Source organism: Thioalkalivibrio thiocyanoxidans ARh2, from assembly GCF_000385215.1.
Lineage (GTDB): Bacteria > Pseudomonadota > Gammaproteobacteria > Ectothiorhodospirales > Ectothiorhodospiraceae > Thioalkalivibrio > Thioalkalivibrio thiocyanoxidans.
Window position 1 is genome coordinate 1 of the sequence record NZ_ARQK01000047.1, and the last position, 15590, is coordinate 15590.

The 15590-nt window shown below is 64.1% G+C and carries 16 protein-coding genes; 10 read left to right on the forward strand and 6 right to left on the reverse strand.

What is annotated here, in order from left to right; translation table 11 throughout:
• The first annotated feature begins 265 nt into the window (after positions 1 to 265).
• From G372_RS0105850 to G372_RS0105860, 3 genes are all read left to right on the forward strand, one after another.
• Positions 266 to 493, forward strand: a complete 228-nt coding sequence (locus G372_RS0105850) for a zinc-finger domain-containing protein (protein WP_019624871.1) — start codon at positions 266 to 268, stop codon at positions 491 to 493.
• A 76-nt stretch (positions 494 to 569) separates the two neighbouring features.
• A complete protein-coding gene (hldE, locus tag G372_RS0105855) occupies positions 570 to 2006 on the forward strand; it encodes a bifunctional D-glycero-beta-D-manno-heptose-7-phosphate kinase/D-glycero-beta-D-manno-heptose 1-phosphate adenylyltransferase HldE (protein WP_019624872.1) in 1437 nt (478 codons plus the stop codon).
• On the forward strand, positions 2003 to 2812 hold the full coding sequence (locus tag G372_RS0105860; protein WP_019624873.1) for a sulfotransferase family protein: 810 nt from the start codon (positions 2003 to 2005) through the stop codon (positions 2810 to 2812). The genes hldE and G372_RS0105860 overlap by 4 nt, the downstream gene beginning before the upstream one ends.
• A gap of 12 nt (positions 2813 to 2824) precedes the next feature.
• On the opposite strand, the gene G372_RS0105865 is transcribed toward G372_RS0105860, so the two are convergent.
• From G372_RS0105865 to G372_RS0105885, 5 genes are read right to left on the reverse strand one after another with little or no spacing between them, the layout of a single operon-like run.
• Entirely contained in the window at positions 2825 to 4117 is a 1293-nt protein-coding gene (locus G372_RS0105865) for a hypothetical protein (protein ID WP_026340452.1), read from the reverse strand.
• The gene (locus G372_RS0105870; protein ID WP_018137979.1) at positions 4092 to 4772 is read right to left on the reverse strand and encodes a sulfotransferase family 2 domain-containing protein; all 681 of its coding nucleotides are present in this window, start codon (positions 4770 to 4772) and stop codon (positions 4092 to 4094) included. The genes G372_RS0105865 and G372_RS0105870 overlap by 26 nt, the downstream gene beginning before the upstream one ends.
• A gap of 49 nt (positions 4773 to 4821) precedes the next feature.
• The gene (locus tag G372_RS0105875; RefSeq protein ID WP_019624875.1) at positions 4822 to 5424 is read right to left on the reverse strand and encodes a hypothetical protein; all 603 of its coding nucleotides are present in this window, start codon (positions 5422 to 5424) and stop codon (positions 4822 to 4824) included.
• Positions 5421 to 6563, reverse strand: coding sequence for a glycosyltransferase (locus tag G372_RS0105880; protein ID WP_019624876.1), 1143 nt, complete (start codon positions 6561 to 6563; stop codon positions 5421 to 5423). The genes G372_RS0105875 and G372_RS0105880 overlap by 4 nt, the downstream gene beginning before the upstream one ends.
• Positions 6560 to 7366: a 3-deoxy-D-manno-octulosonic acid kinase gene (locus tag G372_RS0105885; RefSeq protein ID WP_425274032.1), complete on the reverse strand. Its 807-nt coding sequence runs from the start codon at positions 7364 to 7366 to the stop codon at positions 6560 to 6562. Before G372_RS0105885 ends, G372_RS0105880 begins: the two co-directional genes overlap by 4 nt.
• Positions 7367 to 7572: 206 nt before the next feature.
• Here G372_RS0105885 and G372_RS0105890 point away from each other — a divergent pair, with 206 nt between their 5' ends.
• From G372_RS0105890 to G372_RS0105910, 5 genes are all read left to right on the forward strand, one after another.
• Entirely contained in the window at positions 7573 to 8958 is a 1386-nt protein-coding gene (locus tag G372_RS0105890; RefSeq protein ID WP_019624878.1) for an O-antigen ligase family protein, read from the forward strand.
• A 30-nt stretch (positions 8959 to 8988) separates the two neighbouring features.
• Complete coding sequence (locus G372_RS0105895) at positions 8989 to 10092, forward strand: glycosyltransferase (RefSeq protein WP_196800089.1); 1104 nt, start codon at positions 8989 to 8991, stop codon at positions 10090 to 10092.
• Positions 10089 to 11111 carry a phosphotransferase gene (locus G372_RS0105900; RefSeq protein WP_019624880.1) on the forward strand — a complete coding sequence of 341 codons (1023 nt, stop codon included), beginning with the start codon at positions 10089 to 10091 and terminating at the stop codon, positions 11109 to 11111. Before G372_RS0105895 ends, G372_RS0105900 begins: the two co-directional genes overlap by 4 nt.
• Before the next feature lie 3 nt (positions 11112 to 11114).
• A complete protein-coding gene (locus G372_RS0105905) occupies positions 11115 to 11864 on the forward strand; it encodes a hypothetical protein (RefSeq protein WP_026340453.1) in 750 nt (249 codons plus the stop codon).
• Between the two features lie 106 nt (positions 11865 to 11970).
• On the forward strand, positions 11971 to 12762 hold the full coding sequence (locus G372_RS0105910; RefSeq protein WP_244263188.1) for a sulfotransferase family 2 domain-containing protein: 792 nt from the start codon (positions 11971 to 11973) through the stop codon (positions 12760 to 12762).
• 12 nt (positions 12763 to 12774) lie between these two features.
• Here the strand turns inward: G372_RS0105910 and G372_RS0105915 are convergent, their stop codons facing one another.
• Positions 12775 to 13527: a sulfotransferase family protein gene (locus tag G372_RS0105915; protein WP_019624883.1), complete on the reverse strand. Its 753-nt coding sequence runs from the start codon at positions 13525 to 13527 to the stop codon at positions 12775 to 12777.
• A 160-nt stretch (positions 13528 to 13687) separates the two neighbouring features.
• On the opposite strand from G372_RS0105915, the gene G372_RS0105920 reads away from it, so the two are divergent.
• Complete coding sequence (locus tag G372_RS0105920) at positions 13688 to 14761, forward strand: glycosyltransferase (protein ID WP_279625232.1); 1074 nt, start codon at positions 13688 to 13690, stop codon at positions 14759 to 14761.
• A gap of 52 nt (positions 14762 to 14813) precedes the next feature.
• A complete protein-coding gene (locus G372_RS0105925; protein ID WP_019624885.1) occupies positions 14814 to 15581 on the forward strand; it encodes a sulfotransferase family 2 domain-containing protein in 768 nt (255 codons plus the stop codon).
• The last annotated feature ends 9 nt before the right edge of the window (positions 15582 to 15590 follow it).

A 15590-nucleotide genomic window follows, 5' to 3' on the forward strand; every position in this document is an offset into this window, starting at 1 on the left:
CCAGGTTTTCCGAGACAAGGCGCGTCGTGCAGCGGGTAGTGGTTCTACCCGCAAGCGGCGCAACGCAGGATCGGGGAACCTGGGGTGCCAACCCCCACAAGCTATTGAAAGACGGGGCTCGGCCGCTTTTGCGCGCGCACGGCGTTGCGGTTCCCTTGTGCAGAATGACTGCACGGCAGTCACCGCGCCTTGTTCGCACGCAAAAGCGACTCGAGCGCGAGCGCGTGCATTAATCAGTGTTTCCCCAACACGCGAGACGAAAACCATGGTCAATCCCGATACCGCCCATCACCAGGACCAGTACGAGACCGCGAACGCGCAGCCGGAGATCACGGTCACCAAGAAAGACCTGCCGCTGCACTGCCCGACGCCGAAGATGGCGCTGTGGGCCTCGCACCCGCGCGTCTTCCTGCCGATCGACGAGACCCCGGACGGCCGCTACCAGTGCCCGTACTGCGGCACCCAGTTCATCCTGAAGAAGGACGACGCCTGAGCACCGGGCACCCGCGCCCCGGCGCACATGCCGGGGCGAATCCTGCCCGCCCCGGGCGTTCCCGCGTACGCATCCGATGAAGCTCTCCCTGCCCCCGTTCGATCAGGCCCGAGTGCTGGTGGTCGGCGATCTGATGCTGGATCGTTACTGGCATGGTGGCACCGACCGCATCTCGCCCGAGGCCCCGGTCCCGGTAGTCCATGTGCGCGACATCGAGCAGCGCCCGGGCGGGGCCGGCAACGTCGCACTGAATCTCGCCGCCCTGGGCGGTCACGCCGATCTGGTCGGTGTGACCGGCGAGGACGAGGCCGCGGCCGAACTGGCCGGCCTGCTGGAGGGGGCGGGCGTGGCCTGTCACTTCCGCCGCCAGGCGGGCGCGGCCACCATCACCAAGCTGCGCGTGATCAGCCGCCACCAGCAGCTGATCCGCCTCGACTTCGAGGACGGCTTCCCCGGCACCCGCGCCGCCGACCTGCTGCCACAGGTCGAGCCCCTGCTGGCCAACTGCGGCGCCGTGGTCCTGTCCGATTACGCCAAGGGCGCGCTGCGCGACCCGCAACCCCTGATCCAGGCCGCCCGCGCCGCCGGCGTCCCCGTGCTGGTCGATCCCAAGGGCCGCGACTTCTCCCTTTACCGGGGCGCGGACCTGATCACCCCCAATCTCGCCGAACTGGAGGGTGTGGCAGGCCCCTGTCCGGACGATGAAAGCCTCGAACGGGCGGCCCGGGACGTGATGGAGCGCTGCGGGATCCCGGCGCTCCTGGTCACGCGCGGCGCGGCCGGGATGACGCTGTTCCGCGAAGGGCAGGCGGCCGTGCATCAGCCGGCCCGGGCACGCGAGGTGTTCGACGTGACCGGGGCGGGCGATACGGTGATCGCCACCCTGGCCGGCGCCCTGGCGGCGGGCGCGACGTTCGAGGACGCGATGCAGTTGGCCAACCTGGCGGCGGGCATCGTGGTCGGAAAGCTGGGCACCGCCACCGTCTCGCTGGCCGAGATCGAGCGCGAGATCTACGCCCCCCGGGCGGTCGGCCAGGGCATGTTGTCCCGTACCGAGCTGGCGGAGGTACTGCGCCGGGCGCGCGCAGCGGGCGAGCGGGTGGTGATGACCAATGGGTGTTTCGACATCCTGCACGCCGGCCATGTCGCCTATCTCGCCCAGGCCCGTGCCCTGGGGGACCGGCTGCTGGTCGCGGTTAACGACGATGCCTCCGTGCGTCGCCTGAAGGGAGAAGGGCGTCCGGTGAACCCGCTGGACCAGCGCATGGCCGTGCTGGCGGCCCTGGGCGCGGTGGACTGGGTGGTCCCGTTCTCCGAGGACACCCCGGCCGACCTGATTGCCGAGGTCCTGCCGGATGTGCTGGTCAAGGGTGGCGACTATCGGCCCGAGGCCATCGCCGGCCATGACGCGGTGGTGGCGAACGGAGGCGAGGTACGAGTGCTGGATTTCATGGACGCTTGTTCCACCAGCGCCGTGGTGGAACGCATACGAGCGAGTCAGGAACAACGATGAAAGTACTCTATCTTGTGGGGATGGGCCGCAGTGGCTCGACGCTGACGGATATCCTGCTGGATGCCCACAGCCAGATTCGGGCGCTGGGCGGGGTGCGGCGGCTTGCGCACTACGCGCGCAAGCATCCCTGCCCCTGTGGTGCCCCCAGTTTCTGGGAGTGCGAGTTCTGGTCGGCCGTCAATGCCCGTCTGGAGGAACGTCTTGGCTGCACCCTGGAGACGCTCGATGTGCACGCCCGCGATCCGGCGCGTTTCAACGAGCACAACCGCACGCTGTTCGAGGTGGTCTCCGAGGTCAGCGGCGTCCCGTTCGTGACCGACAACTCCAAGTCGGTGCAGCGCCTGCGCCGGCTGATGGCCGCGCCCGACATCGACGTCATTCCGATCCATGTCCTGCGTGACCCGCGTGGTCGGGCCCAGTCGCTGCGCAAGCGCAAACAGCAGAACTACATCCCCACCTTTTCGTATTCGCATCGCTCGCTGCGGCTCTACTACCTCCTGCGCAACGAGTCGCACATCGTGCTGAACTACGAAAAGCTGGCGTACGACCCGGAAGATCAGCTGCCGAAGCTGATGGCCCGGCTGGGTCTGGAGTTCGAGCGTCCGCAGCTGGACGCCTGGGCGGAGATGCCGCACCACAACATCGGTTCCGCGGATGTCTTTCGCAAGACCGAGGGCAGCCAGATCCGTCCCGACGATGCCTGGAAACAGGTGATCCCGCCCTACATGCAGCGCATCCAGAACCTGATTGCCTGGCCGGGCCGGGTCGCCAACGACGCCAAGGAGCGTCGCTGGGGAATCGACTGAGTCCCCGCTGGTTCAGCGAGGCTTACTGATCCGTTCCAGCCATGACCGGTCGCCCTGCGCGGCCCGCAGAAACCCCCGCGACTCCGGACGTCCGAAGGCCAGCGGCAGGGGATCCAGGATCCACAGCGCCTGGCCATCGCTGCCCAGCATGCGCGGGTCCCGCCCGCGGAAGCGGATGCCGTAGTCCCGCAGCCCGGCCCACAGGGTCTCGGCCGCCGCCGCTCCGGGGGGCTCGCTGGCGGCATCCAGCGGGCGCAACTCCGGGTCCGTCTCCCAGACCAGCCAGACCAGGCCGCGATCCGCGGCGATGATCGCTACCGGCCGGGGTACCGAGAGCCCCAGACGCCGCAGCGTGAGGGCATGACTCCAGGCCCGCCGGGCGATCTGGCGCGTGAGGACCGGGCGCAGCAGGCCGGGTAGCGCCTGCCAGTGGGCATCGATTCGCTGTGCCCGGTATGACCGATCGGCATGGCCGGAGAGCCCATCCGGCAGTTCGCCGGTTTCGTGCAGTTGGCGAGCGAGGTGTTCGGCCTGTCCACGGGCAAGCGCCCGGCGGTCATGAATCACCCCGAGCTCATCCACACGGAATCGGGGGTAGTGCTTCCACCCCCGGCATGCCCGCCGGGCGACGCGGCGGGCATGCTGGAGGCGGGCACGGCGCAGGTCGCGCAGGAAGCGTTGCAGGTCGGCTTCCGTCACTTCCCAGCCTCTCATTTCGTGATACTGCCGGAAGCCCTCCCGTATTAGTGTCTCGGGCAGGCGGGTCTTGGAGGCGTACAGCCGTTGCAGGTGGTCGAGGGCAGCTCGGCGGCCGAGTGGCCCGTTGCGGCGACGCACGCGATCTCCGTCGATGGCGAACAGACGCCCCTCACGGGGGATGAAGTTCAACCAGTTGAGGTCGTTCTGGACGATGCCGGCGCGATGGTGGTCGGCCAGTGTGGCCAGCAGGCGTGCATGGGCCTGGTCTCCCGGGTCGTCTCCCGACGGTGGCCAGGGTTCGTCCGCCTCGACGAGACCCAGGACCAGCAGCCAGGCACGATACCGGGGGCAATAAGCGGCGTGGTGTACGGCTGGCGCGGCGACGCCGGCGGCTTCCAGCAGGCGCGCTCCACGCGTCCCGCGCCGCCATTCGGCCCACTGGCTGATGCGTCCAAGGTAGAACTTGGCGACCACCGGCTGCCCGCTGGCAAGCCGGGCGCGGAAGATCCGGCGTTTGCCCGGGTACTCGTGAATGCACTGTTCCAGTGCGAGTGGTCCAAGCCCGGGGATATCCGGGCGGTCACCCGCTTCCGGTGTTCGGGGCATCGAACTGGTAGCCCAGCAGGTCCAGGTCGCGGCGATAATGCTGCGCGACCAGCTCCACGAGGGCATCGTCATAGTAGGTCCGGTAGTCGTCGCGCTCGGTGGCGCGGCGCAGATGCGGCAGCTCCGGCGCAGGTATCCCGATGCGGTCGCAGATGGTGCGGAAATCCTCCTGCAGGTTCTCGTAGCGGCCGATGAAGTCGACGATCACCCGGCCCTGCAGATCCACGATGTACTCGTGTTGCAACTCCGCCGAGGTGTCCAGCATGTAGTCGTATGGGCGCTCGGGATCGAACTTCAGGCGCAGGAAATCTCCGAAGGATTTGACCCCTTTCAGGACCTCCGGCTTCTCCCGCTGGATGTGGTGCCAGGAACTCACCTGAAGATCCCATGGGTTGCGCACGATCGCGCACTTGAACAGCTCGCGGTAGACCGGCTCCGGCAGCATCTCCTTCGCCGCGATCGCCTTCGCGTGGCGGGGAAACTTCAGCCCCAGCTTGTGCCGGGGGCGGGTCAGCTGGCTGACCTGGCTCGCCGCCCACAGCGGAATGCTGTACCACCCGCCCCAGCGATACGGCCGCAGGGCCGCCCGGATGCTGGTCCCGCCCGTCTTGGCGATGTGCACGAACAGGAAATTCTTGCGATAGGAGATCAGCATGGATCGGACGTCGGCTGAGAACGGAAGTTGGCATTGTACCGCCCGCGCATCATGAATCCGTGTTCTGCCGTCGGGCATTCAGTGAACGCAGGGTATGGAGGATGGTCTGGTCGACATCCCGGCCCGAGGGCTGGCGTCGCAGCCATTCTCGGTGTACGAACTGGATTTCCCCTACGACCTGGGAGACTCCCGTCAGGCGGGCCACCGCAAGGCGGTGGTTCCCGTTGGCCACCTTGATGAATTCGCCCTCCGGTCCGATTGCCACGCCAATCTCGTCCTTGCCCAGACCGGCCACATATCCATTCTCGGCCATGCTTCGAGCCAGCCCGCGGTATCGTTCGAGGTACTTGTCCAGGGAGCGGGCGATCTTGTCCTCGGCCTGGTCCACGGTCTTGCCCCGTTCCCGATAGTAGTACCGCAGCGCGTTGATGTGTTCGTCTCGGCTGCGCCCTTCGTTCAGCAGGTGTTCCAGCAGTCCGTAGATCGGGTGCTGGTCAAAGGGTTTGGTCCGCCGGTGCCATTGTCCGCGACGCACGCCCCGGGGAAGGAGCAACCCATCCATGAAGAACCGGGCCTTGGTCGCCGGGTCGCGCTTGTCGAGATACCGCTCGAGCTTTTCGGTGGGCAGATCGATGAGGATGGGGGCTTTCATGGGGTGTTGGTGTCCGGCTTTAAGGTCGGTACGAGGCCCAGCGCATCCAGGTAGGCGCGGGCGCTCTTTTCAACGGTGTAGTCGGCGACCGCCTGCTGGAGCTGTGTCGGTTCGGTCGGTGCATCCAGCCCGCGGGCCATACCATCGGCCAGTGCAGCAGCATCGCCTACAGGAACGAGTGGCCCACAGCGCCCGCCGTCGAGGATGTCGCGTGGACCACTGGGACAGTCCGTGGCGACGACCGGCGTCCCGAGTGCCATGGCCTCGACCAGGACGTTGGGTGAACCCTCGAAGCGTGATGACAGGACCAACAGGCTGGCCGTACGCATGAACGGATACGGGTTGGCGCGGAAGCCCGCCAGATCGACATGGTCCGCGATATCCAGTTCCCGCGCCAGGTGTTGCAGTCGGGCCCGCTCCGGCCCTTCTCCCAGGATGATCAGCCGACAGGTGCGCTGAGCGTGTAACCGGGCGAAAGCCCGAAGGAGCGTCGCGAAATCCTTCTGCGGCTTCAGACGACCGACGGCCAGCACGACCGGTGTCGCTTCCAAGGCGGCCGGATCCAGCCAGGGATGGTCTGCGACCTGCCCCGCGCGTTCAGGCAGCTCCGGGGAGATCACCGGGTTAGGAATCACGCGGAACCGCTCCGGCGGGATGCTGCCGATGCGGGCGAGGTCCTCCGCGACCGGACCCGCTACCGCGACGATCGCATCCGCCTGCGGGTACAGCCGCCTGACAGGGAGATAACGGAGCAGCCTTTGCAACGAGGTCTTGCCGGCAAGCGAACCGCTCAGGTGCATGCCCATCCGGAGCACGACCCTTGTGGGTACCCGCGCCAGACGCCGTGCACGCAGGGCCACGCGGCCGGCACGGTCCTTGGCGGCCAGTAATGCCGCCGGGCGTTGACGGCGGAGATAACCGATGACGGCGGGCAGCGCCAGCAGAGAGGTCCTCGCGTCCAGCCGGATCACGTTCACGGCCTCGGGAATCTGCTCCAGATGACCGCCACGCGCCTTCAGCAACAGAAGGTCAACCTGGATGCCGGCATCCACGAAGCCTCGCAGAAGATGGTTCATCATCTTCTCGACACCACCATCGCCGGTGTAGGACACGAGCACAGCCAGCCGCCTGGTCGTCATGCCGGTTTTCGTTCGTCGTTGTAGCCCTGCAGCAGATGGGACCAGCCTCTGGCTCCTCGCTCCCGTGTGCCGGACCACTTGGCCAGCGAACGCTGTAGCCGGGTCAGGTTACGCTCCAGCCCTCGATGGACGCCGAGGCGACCCCGGTCCCAGTCGATCAGCCAGACCTCGTCACCTGGCCCGACCAGGATGTTGCGAACATTGAGGTCGGCGTGCCAGGTGCCGGCATTGTGGAAACGGGCAACGGCGGTCCCGATTCCGCGCCACAGGGCCGGGGTGTCGAGTCCTTCCCGGATGTACTCATCAAGCGGCAGGGCCTTTGGGATAGCGGTGGTGATCAAGTCCCCCGAATACCACAGGCCTTGGCGGACGACCCGGGCCGCGACAGGGCGGGGGACCGGGAGACCGAGATCATACAAGGCACGCAGCAGGTGCCATTCCTGCAATGGGCGTGTGCGCGCGAGGCCGGTCCACCAGTAGTGGTCTTCCGACAGTTTGGCGATCCAGCCACCGCGCCAGTAGTGCCGCAATACAAGGTCGAGTTCTTCGTGCCTGAGGAAGTGGGTGGTCCGGCGCCCAGTACGGGTTGCGGTTATGGCCCCTTGCTGACGCAGCCACTGTGGCTGAAACAGTTCCTCGGAAACCGTTGGGAGCAGTGACGTGTCCTGCAGGATCCATCGGTTTCGGGCCAAGGGCTCGAGGCATGTGCCGGGCGATGTCGGGGCATGGTTCGCCGTGTCCGGCGCCAATGCGCGGGCGTCAGGCCGATGGCGCGGAATGTGAACGCGGTTATCGTCTGGCATCGGGCAATCGCAACGGGCGCCTCGCATCGGTTTCTCTGGTTGTGATCCGGACCCATGATGGGGACGTGACGATGGGCGCTGTTGGGCTGTACCCCCTGTGAGCACCCATTATACTGACGACCGATTTTCTATGAGTCAGATGCTGCCCCGAAAGGTGGTCGGCCTCTGCGCCTGCACGAACAACCAACGAGACTCGCATGACAGCAATGAACGGGCGCGCCATGCCCATGAATTCCATTGGGCCATCACAGGGCGGGCTTCGCTATGCGGCTATCGCCTGCGTGTATGTGTTCGCCTTCCTGTCGCCGCTCAGCATTACGCTGGGGCAGCTTGCCCAGTTCGGTATGCTGATCATCACCGCTCTTGTAGTGGTGCGCCACTGGCAGGATGTCATTCGTAGTCCGGTGTTCTGGATTGCCGCGGCATTTATCGTCTATGTGCTGTTGCGAGGGTTGTCGGCGGCCTTTATCGAACAGCCGGAACTGTCCAGCGAGCATCTGGACGGTACCGGGACCTGGGTCCGTATCCTGGCATTACCCGTACTGATTCTGGCCATGGCGCTGGTGGCTACCGGCGACTGGTTGCGTCACGCCGTGGGTGCCCTGGTGGTAATGGCCCTTGGGTTTCTCTTCTTTGAAATACTGCCCACGTGGTCCTGGGAAGACTTCAATCAGGCCCTGACCGGAACCTTCCGCTACATATTCGGTATGGGGCATTCGCGGGCCGCTCTGGCGATGGGGGCCATGCTGATCGGCCTGTTGATGTTTGTGCCGGCTTTGCTACTGGGTAATGGCGACCAACCCCGGGCACGCGGCACTTGGGCTATTGCGTTTCGCGCCAGCGGTGTTCTGGTGGCCGTGGTCATGCTCCTGCTCGCCATTTTCGTCACCAAGTCGCGTACGGGATGGCTGTCCCTGATCGTGGCCTTGTCAGTGTTGGCCATTCTGCTGGCCTGGCACTTCCGCCGCGAGCTGCGCCGTCCACCTGTGATGGCAGGATTGCTGGTCCTGGTGGCCCTGTTTGCTTCCGGGGTCCACTTTGCCTGGGACGAGATCGAACGTCGTGCGATGGACCGCGCGGACGCGATTGGTGAAATCCTGGCCATGGAGAGCCTGGAAGATGCCTGGGAGTTCGAGGATGGCAATGTCGGAGCCCGAGGTGCGTACAAGGTGTTCGCCATCCAGCTGTGGCTCGACCGCCCAATGACGGGATGGGGCCCCGGGGATCCCTACCACATGATGGCAGAACGCCCTCTGCCACCGGTGCTTGAAGGTCGTTCGGGGCATTTTCATGACGCCCACGTGGAATTGCTTTCGCGCCTGGGCGGAATCGGATATGCCCTGATGATTGCGTTCTTCATAGCCATCATCTGGGAGGCCTTTCGCCAGGTACGCGCGCGGCCGCGCACGGATCGGGTCGGGTTGGGGCTGGCATTTACGACGATCGGTTTCGTGCCTTTCATGCTGGTGGCGATGCTGGGCACGTATTTTCTCGATTCGTTCAAGCAGATCCACTTGTATACGATGTTCCTGGCGCCAATGGTCGCCGCGGCCCTGGCCCGGCACATTAACGCCCCCCGCACAAACGGATGACGTGGCGTGCCGGATATCGTGCTTTTCGGGATGTTTCGGCCGTGGGGAGGTACCTATCGGCGGCTGATGAATCAGATCCACGTGTGGACGCGCGAGGGCTGGTCGGTGGAGTTGGTGACTTTCCGCGACGGGGAGATGTTTTACCCCGACGAGATGCCATCATCGGTGGCGTGTGTGCACCTGGGAACCCGCGGGAAATTCGCGACCGCACTGGCCCTTTGGCGCTACCTGCGACGGCGCCGGCCGCGGGTGATCCTTTCGGTGAACCATATCACCAACATGATCCTGGCTCAGGTGAGCATGCTGCCGGATACGGGGGCGAAGCGCTTCCTGAGCGTACCCAATACCTTTGGTGAATCGGAAAAGCTGGCGGCCGAGCCGCTGCGGCGGGAACGGAAGTTCCGTCAGATTCGTCGCTGGTATCCGCGCTCGCACGGAGTAATCGCCGTTTCCGACGGTGTGCGTGATGATCTGGTGGATACCGTGGGCCTGAAAGGGGTGACCGTACAGCGTATTTACAGTGGCTCGGTTGCTTCGTCTACGCTGGAGCGGGCCCGTGAGTCCGTGGACCATCCCTGGCTAACCAACAAGACCTGCCCCGTGATTCTGTCAGCAGGGCGCCTGGTGCCGCAAAAGGATTATCCGACCTTGCTGCGCGCATTTGCTCGCCTGAGGGAACGGCGCGAGGCAAGGCTGATTATTGTCGGCAAGGGGCGCGAGGAAGCGGCCCTGAGCGTCCTGGCCAGGGAACTGGGTATCGAGGGCGACCTGGATCTGCCGGGTTTCGTCTCCAATCCCTATGCATGGATGGCGCGTTCCGACGTGTTTGCGCTGTCCTCTCGCTGGGAGGGTCTGGTCAATGTGGTGATGGAGGCCCTGGGACTCGGCGTGCCCGTGGTGTCGACCGATTGCCCCAGTGGACCGCGCGAGATCCTCGCCGATGGTCGTTTTGGAACCCTGGTGCCGATGCAGGATCCCGAGGCCCTTGCCGATGCCCTGGATCGTACGTTGCGCGGCGAGGGGCCCACATTCGAGCGTGAGGACGCGGTGCGCCCCTTTCGGGCGGAAACGGCCGCCCGGGCATACCTCGACTTTTTCGGCCTGGCGTCTCCGGGGCAGGGGATGCCGCGTTGAAGGGTCTTTTCGCCCAATGGAAGCAGGCGCGGCAAACGCGGCTCAAGCTGCGCTGGGCGGAACCGGAGCTGACGCGAGGAGAATGGCAGGTGTCCGCGGGTGTGGCCTACTGCCCAAAGGACGGCGTCCACCCCGATGCGTATCAAAAAAGGCTTCTGCGTTCCGCCGGACAGGGCCCTGCCGGACGCAAGCACGGGCTGCAGGCGGGAGGTGCTGCCGGGACGTGCGATACGCTGATTGCGCGTAGCGACTGGACGTTGCTGGTGGATCGAGAGCGGCGCTGGATGCTTCGGGTAACCGATCGCCCGGGGCAGGTCGACAGGCTGTTACGCCATGCACAGTGGCTGGCACGTTCCTATCCCTGCCCCGAGATTAACCAGGCCACGGTGAAAATCCCGGGGGCTTTTGCCGTCCGTGAATCCTTTGTCGATGGCGTTCCTGTCCGTGATGCGGACGAAGAGCAATGGGATCCGGTATATCGCCAACTGCTGGCCAGTTGCGAGCACCATGTCGAGCATTGCGAGGGTTTTTTCGACCTCGATCGGGTCTGGAGCGAGATTCGGCGATGGAGCCTTCCGGGTTGGTTGCGCAGGGCGCTGGATCAGTATGAGACGGGTATCGAGCATGTCCTGCGCGAGGCGCCCCTGCTCGAATGCCACGGCGACTGTCACAACGGGAATGTCTTTGTTCGTCCGGATGGACGTGTTGTGCTGATCGACCTGGAACGGGTGCAACCGTTACCTTTTTTCTACGACGCGCTGTCGCTCCTGCGCGGGACCGCGCCGGTGAATGCTGCGTTGCGCACAAACTATCTGCGGGGCGACTACGACACGGAAATGGCTTCTTTGTGGCATTCCGCCGGACGCGAGTGGTGCCCGGAGCACCGCATTGCCTCGCTGCTGTCGATGGCTCTCGCGCATGCCTTTCGCCCCCAGTTTGCGAGCGCTGCTTCGGACAAGCGTCGTGACAAGTTTGTGGGTGCCAGCGAAAAGCTGCGCCAGGCTCTCGGGGTGGATTAACGCATGCGTCGACTGGAATTGATGGGGCCGCCTGGCGTGGGCAAAACCGCGCTGCTCGGACCTCTCCAGGCAGAATGGAAACGCCGGGGTATCGAGGCTGCATCTCCACGATCACTTCCGCTGTGGACCTATCAGGAGCGCCAGGGCGCGGGGGTTTTCCGGCGACGGTTTGAGGCGGTCCTGTATGCCCGCAAGGGTCTGCAACGATGGATGCGCCCCAAGCTTGAAAAGGAGATGGTGCGTCACGAGTTCCGATCTCTGCGCGAGGCCGGATCCCCATGGCCCGAGTTCTTGCGTCTAGCGCTGGTGCGCGGTGGCGAGTCGGAGGGAGGAGAGGCGCTTGCGCTGGAACGGATGCAGAGTTTCATGGGTAGTGTCGCACTGGCACGAGCGACCGAACGGTTGCCGGGAAACACTTGGATTCCGTTTGATGAAGGACTTGCCCAGCGGGCCATTAGTCTGGGCCAGGGGGCGTCGCCGGAACAGGTCCGGGCCTATCTGGGCAGCATGCCGGCCCCGGACGCGCTGGTTCTGGTGGTTGCCCCACCCGATCTCGTGAATGCGCGCCTGCGCCAGCGCAACCCGGACGTAACACGTTTCCACGAAATGGTTGAGCAGGCTCTCGGCATTACCGAGATTGCTGCGAGCATCTGCGGCGACAGGGACATCCCGCTTGTGCATCTGGATGCGAGCGTGCCCCCTGACAAGGCGGCCCGATTCCTCGCGGACAGTCTGGAGCGTAACGAAGGTTAGGCTGGGCGCGGTACCACCCCGATGCAAGGGAGCGGCGTTCCAGCGCTCCCAGGGGGGAACCCTTACGCTGCCTCGCATCTCGGCCGCGGCGATATCGAGTACTGTTATGGCAAAACACACACCGAGTATCCGCAAGAGGCTGACTCGTTCCAAAGTCGCGTGGCTGACCGCCACGCGAGGACTGCGGGTGGCCACAATGGACCGCGCTCATGTCTACCCTGACCTGGGGTTGATCTATAACCGGATCAAGAAGTCGGGTAACTCAAGCATTTCCCTCTACTTGAATGAGCTGGTGGCGGGCGAAAGCATTTCAGCGGGCACGTCGATGACGCGGGCGGCCTATCGGTCGGAGCTGAAGAACGCGCGCAGTTCGGGGAAGCGACTGGAAGATCTCTCGGTTCGGGAACTCCTGGCGGCCCGCCGTTACTACCGATTTACCATTTTTCGTAATCCCTACGCGCGCTGCCTTTCGGGCTTTCTGGACAAGGTGGCATCGGCCAAGTCTCGATATTCCTGTTTTCCGGGGGCCGGGCGTCAGGATGCGGACGGTTTTTCCGATTTCGTTGGGTTCCTCGAGACGGGCGGTCTTTGGGTGAACAAGCATTTCTGGCCGCAGTGCGACCTGCTGATGGCGCCTCCGGATGAGTTCGATCATGTCGGTCAGCTGGAAAACCTGAGGGAGGAGATGAAACGGGTGTGTGCGGCGGTGAGTGTAACACTCCCAGTGTCACTGGATCTGAGCAAGCCTCATTCGCTGGAGCGCAGCTATCAGGGCAAGGTTCAGGGTGCGGCGGGCCGAGTGGCTGAGTTCTACGACGACTCGCTCTATCCGCGTGTGGCCGCCTTGTATCAGCAGGATTTTACCGTTGGGCGATATGATCCGGCCTGGCGACCGTAACGTTGGCGTGCCTCACTCGTTCGGTTCGAGTGCGTAGTCGAAGGCCTCGAAATCTTCACGGTACAGTTTGCGGATGCGGTCGATCTCAGGTCCGCCATAGTAGTCCGCAAGTTTGTCGGCCGAGCCAGTCCGGTGAGGATCCCAGTTGTGTACTTCTGCAAGGGATTCGGTCCCGAAGAGCTTTTCAACTAGCGCTGGGAGATCTCGGTCGATGTGCTCCAGTCTGCCCGCGAAGTCCAGCCGGCTGCGGTCGCGGGGTAGCAAGCTGACTTGGGGTGCCCAGTGGGGACCACGATACAGGGCTCCGTTTTCCAGGCGCTGGAGGAAATCGGCAAAACTGAGGGGCGCTCCATTCTGCACTGACCCAGTACCAAGGTTCTTCTCTGCGGGCGGGCGGTCGCGCATGACCTTGTCGAGATAAGCAGAAAGGGTGCGATGAAAGGGGTTGCGCACAAAGGTGAACAGGAAATATTTGCGCCAGGCCTCGCGGCTGCGCTTCAGTCCGATGTCGCGGGGGTGGCGATAAACACCGATCTTGTCGCCGGAGGCCTGGACCGCTTTGCGCTGATCGTCGGTGATCGACGGGTCATAACGCAAGAGGGTGTTTCCGACGGTGGAGTGTCCGGCCTTGGGGATCCGGTAAAACACGAAGCGCTGCGACGTGGATACCAGGATGCGGGGATTGACGCGATGCTTCTGTACTCGACCATCAAGGCTGGATAGGAGCGGATTGAACCGCTCACTGAAGAAGCGTGAGGCGTGCATAGTTCACGAATTGTAGCACGCTCATGTCCCCTCTCTCTCCTGCAGGCCGGCCCGCTGATGCCCATCCGCGGCCCGATTGCGGGTCAGCGTTTCCACGGTGTCTGCGCTATCATCGGTCGCGTCTAATGGAGGGCAGGTGTTGGGAAAACCACGGGTCGCAATCCTCTCGCCCTTCAAGGCGTGGGGCGGTATTGAGCGCAAAATGGTGATCCTGTGTCGGGAGTTCCTCGCGCAGGGGGTGCAGCCTCAGCTCATCCTTACGCGCGGGGGTGTAGTCCCGTATCCCGATGAAATACCATCCGAGGTGGATGTGGTCGATCTCGCCAGCGGCGGAAAGCTGGACAGCATTCGTAAGCTGGCACGCCTGTTGAGCGAAGACCCGCCCGATGCCCTGCTAACGGCCAAGGATCACGCAGCCAAGGTTGCCGTTCTGGCGCGCCGGTTGTCAGGCTGCCCTGTTCCGGTATTCGTGAAGGTCACCAATACTCCGAGCCAGACGCTGCGGCGGCGTTTCAAGCGCTGGACGGCGCGGCTTTTGTATCGCCAGGCGGATTGTGTGATCGCGATCTCCGAGGGCGTGCGGGACGATCTGATCACGCATTTTGGCATGCCGCCGAGCAAGGTCCAGGTGATCTACAACCCGACGGTGACGCCCGATATTCCCGAGCGCGCCGCAAAGGCGGTCGATCACCCCTGGTTTCAAGATGAGGGCCCGCCCGTGATCGTGGGTGCGGGTCGCCTGACCGGTCAGAAAGATTTCGCCACCCTGATCGAGGCCTTTGCCTGCTTGAGAGCGCGCCAGCCAGCCCGACTGGTGATCCTGGGCGATGGCCCACTACGCGAGTCACTGCGACAGCGGGCAGAGCAACTCGGCGTGTCCGAGGAGGTGGATCTGCCCGGGTACGTGCCGGATCCCATCCCGTACTTTGCCCGTGCGGCGCTGTTTGTATTGTCGTCCCGATATGAAGGGCTCGGCAATGTGATCGTGGAGGCCCTGGCGGCGGGCGCGCCCGTGGTCGCGACAGACTGCCCGTCTGGTCCGCGCGAGATTCTCCGGAACGGGCGTGTGGGGCGGCTGGTCCCGGTGGGAGATGTCGAGGCGATGTGCAATGCGATGGATGCGACCCTCTGCGCTCCTCCGAGGAGCGATGTGTTGCGTGATGGGCTGGATCGCTTTCGCAGTGACCGGGTTGCGCTGCAGTACCTGCAGGTGATGGGGCTCAAATCGACATGAATCTCGTGGGGTCGGGAGTCGCGAACCAGGTTGTTATGCGAGGAGTGCAGGGATGATCATCAGCCATCGGCATCGCTTCATCTTCATCCACTGCCGCAAGGTCGCCGGCAGTTCGATGAAGGTCTCTCTCGCGCCGCATCTCGGTCCGGACGACGTGATGCTGGGTAGTGTCCACGAGAGCATTCAGGCAGAGGGGGCTATGCAGCCCTGGATGTGGCGCCAGCTTCTGACACCTCTTGGTATTTCCGAACTCTGGAGCGCAATGCTCAAGCGGCGGGGCTGGGCATCGGCGCTGAACAAAGTAATGAAAAAGCGCTTCAAACGGGAATTCGGGCTGTCCTCCTCGTCGCATCCCCCGGCGGTGGAGATACGCGATGCCATGCCCGATATCTGGCGTGACTACTACAAATTCTGTTTTGTCCGGAATCCGTACGAACGCGCGGTGTCGGATTACCTCTATCGCACACGGAAGGATGAAGCGCCCCCGAGTTTTAGCGGTTTTCTGAGCGAGGTGATCGCCGACGCCCGCTCGGGGCGGCAAAAGCATGACAATTGGCCGATGTACACCATCAATGACGAGGTGGCCGTGGACTTTGTCGGGCGTTACGAAAACCTGGAGGCCGATTTCCGGCACGCCTTGTCGCAGGTTGGCATCGAGGGCGTGGATACCCTGTCATCGGCTAAGCGGCGTACCTACCCCAAACCCTGGCAGGAGTACTACGGCCCGGAGGAACGGGAGAAGGTGGAGCAACTGTTCAGCCAGGAGATCGAGTACTTCGAGTACTCGTTTACCGACCGAGGCGCGTCAGGGCCCCAATAAACATTCAAA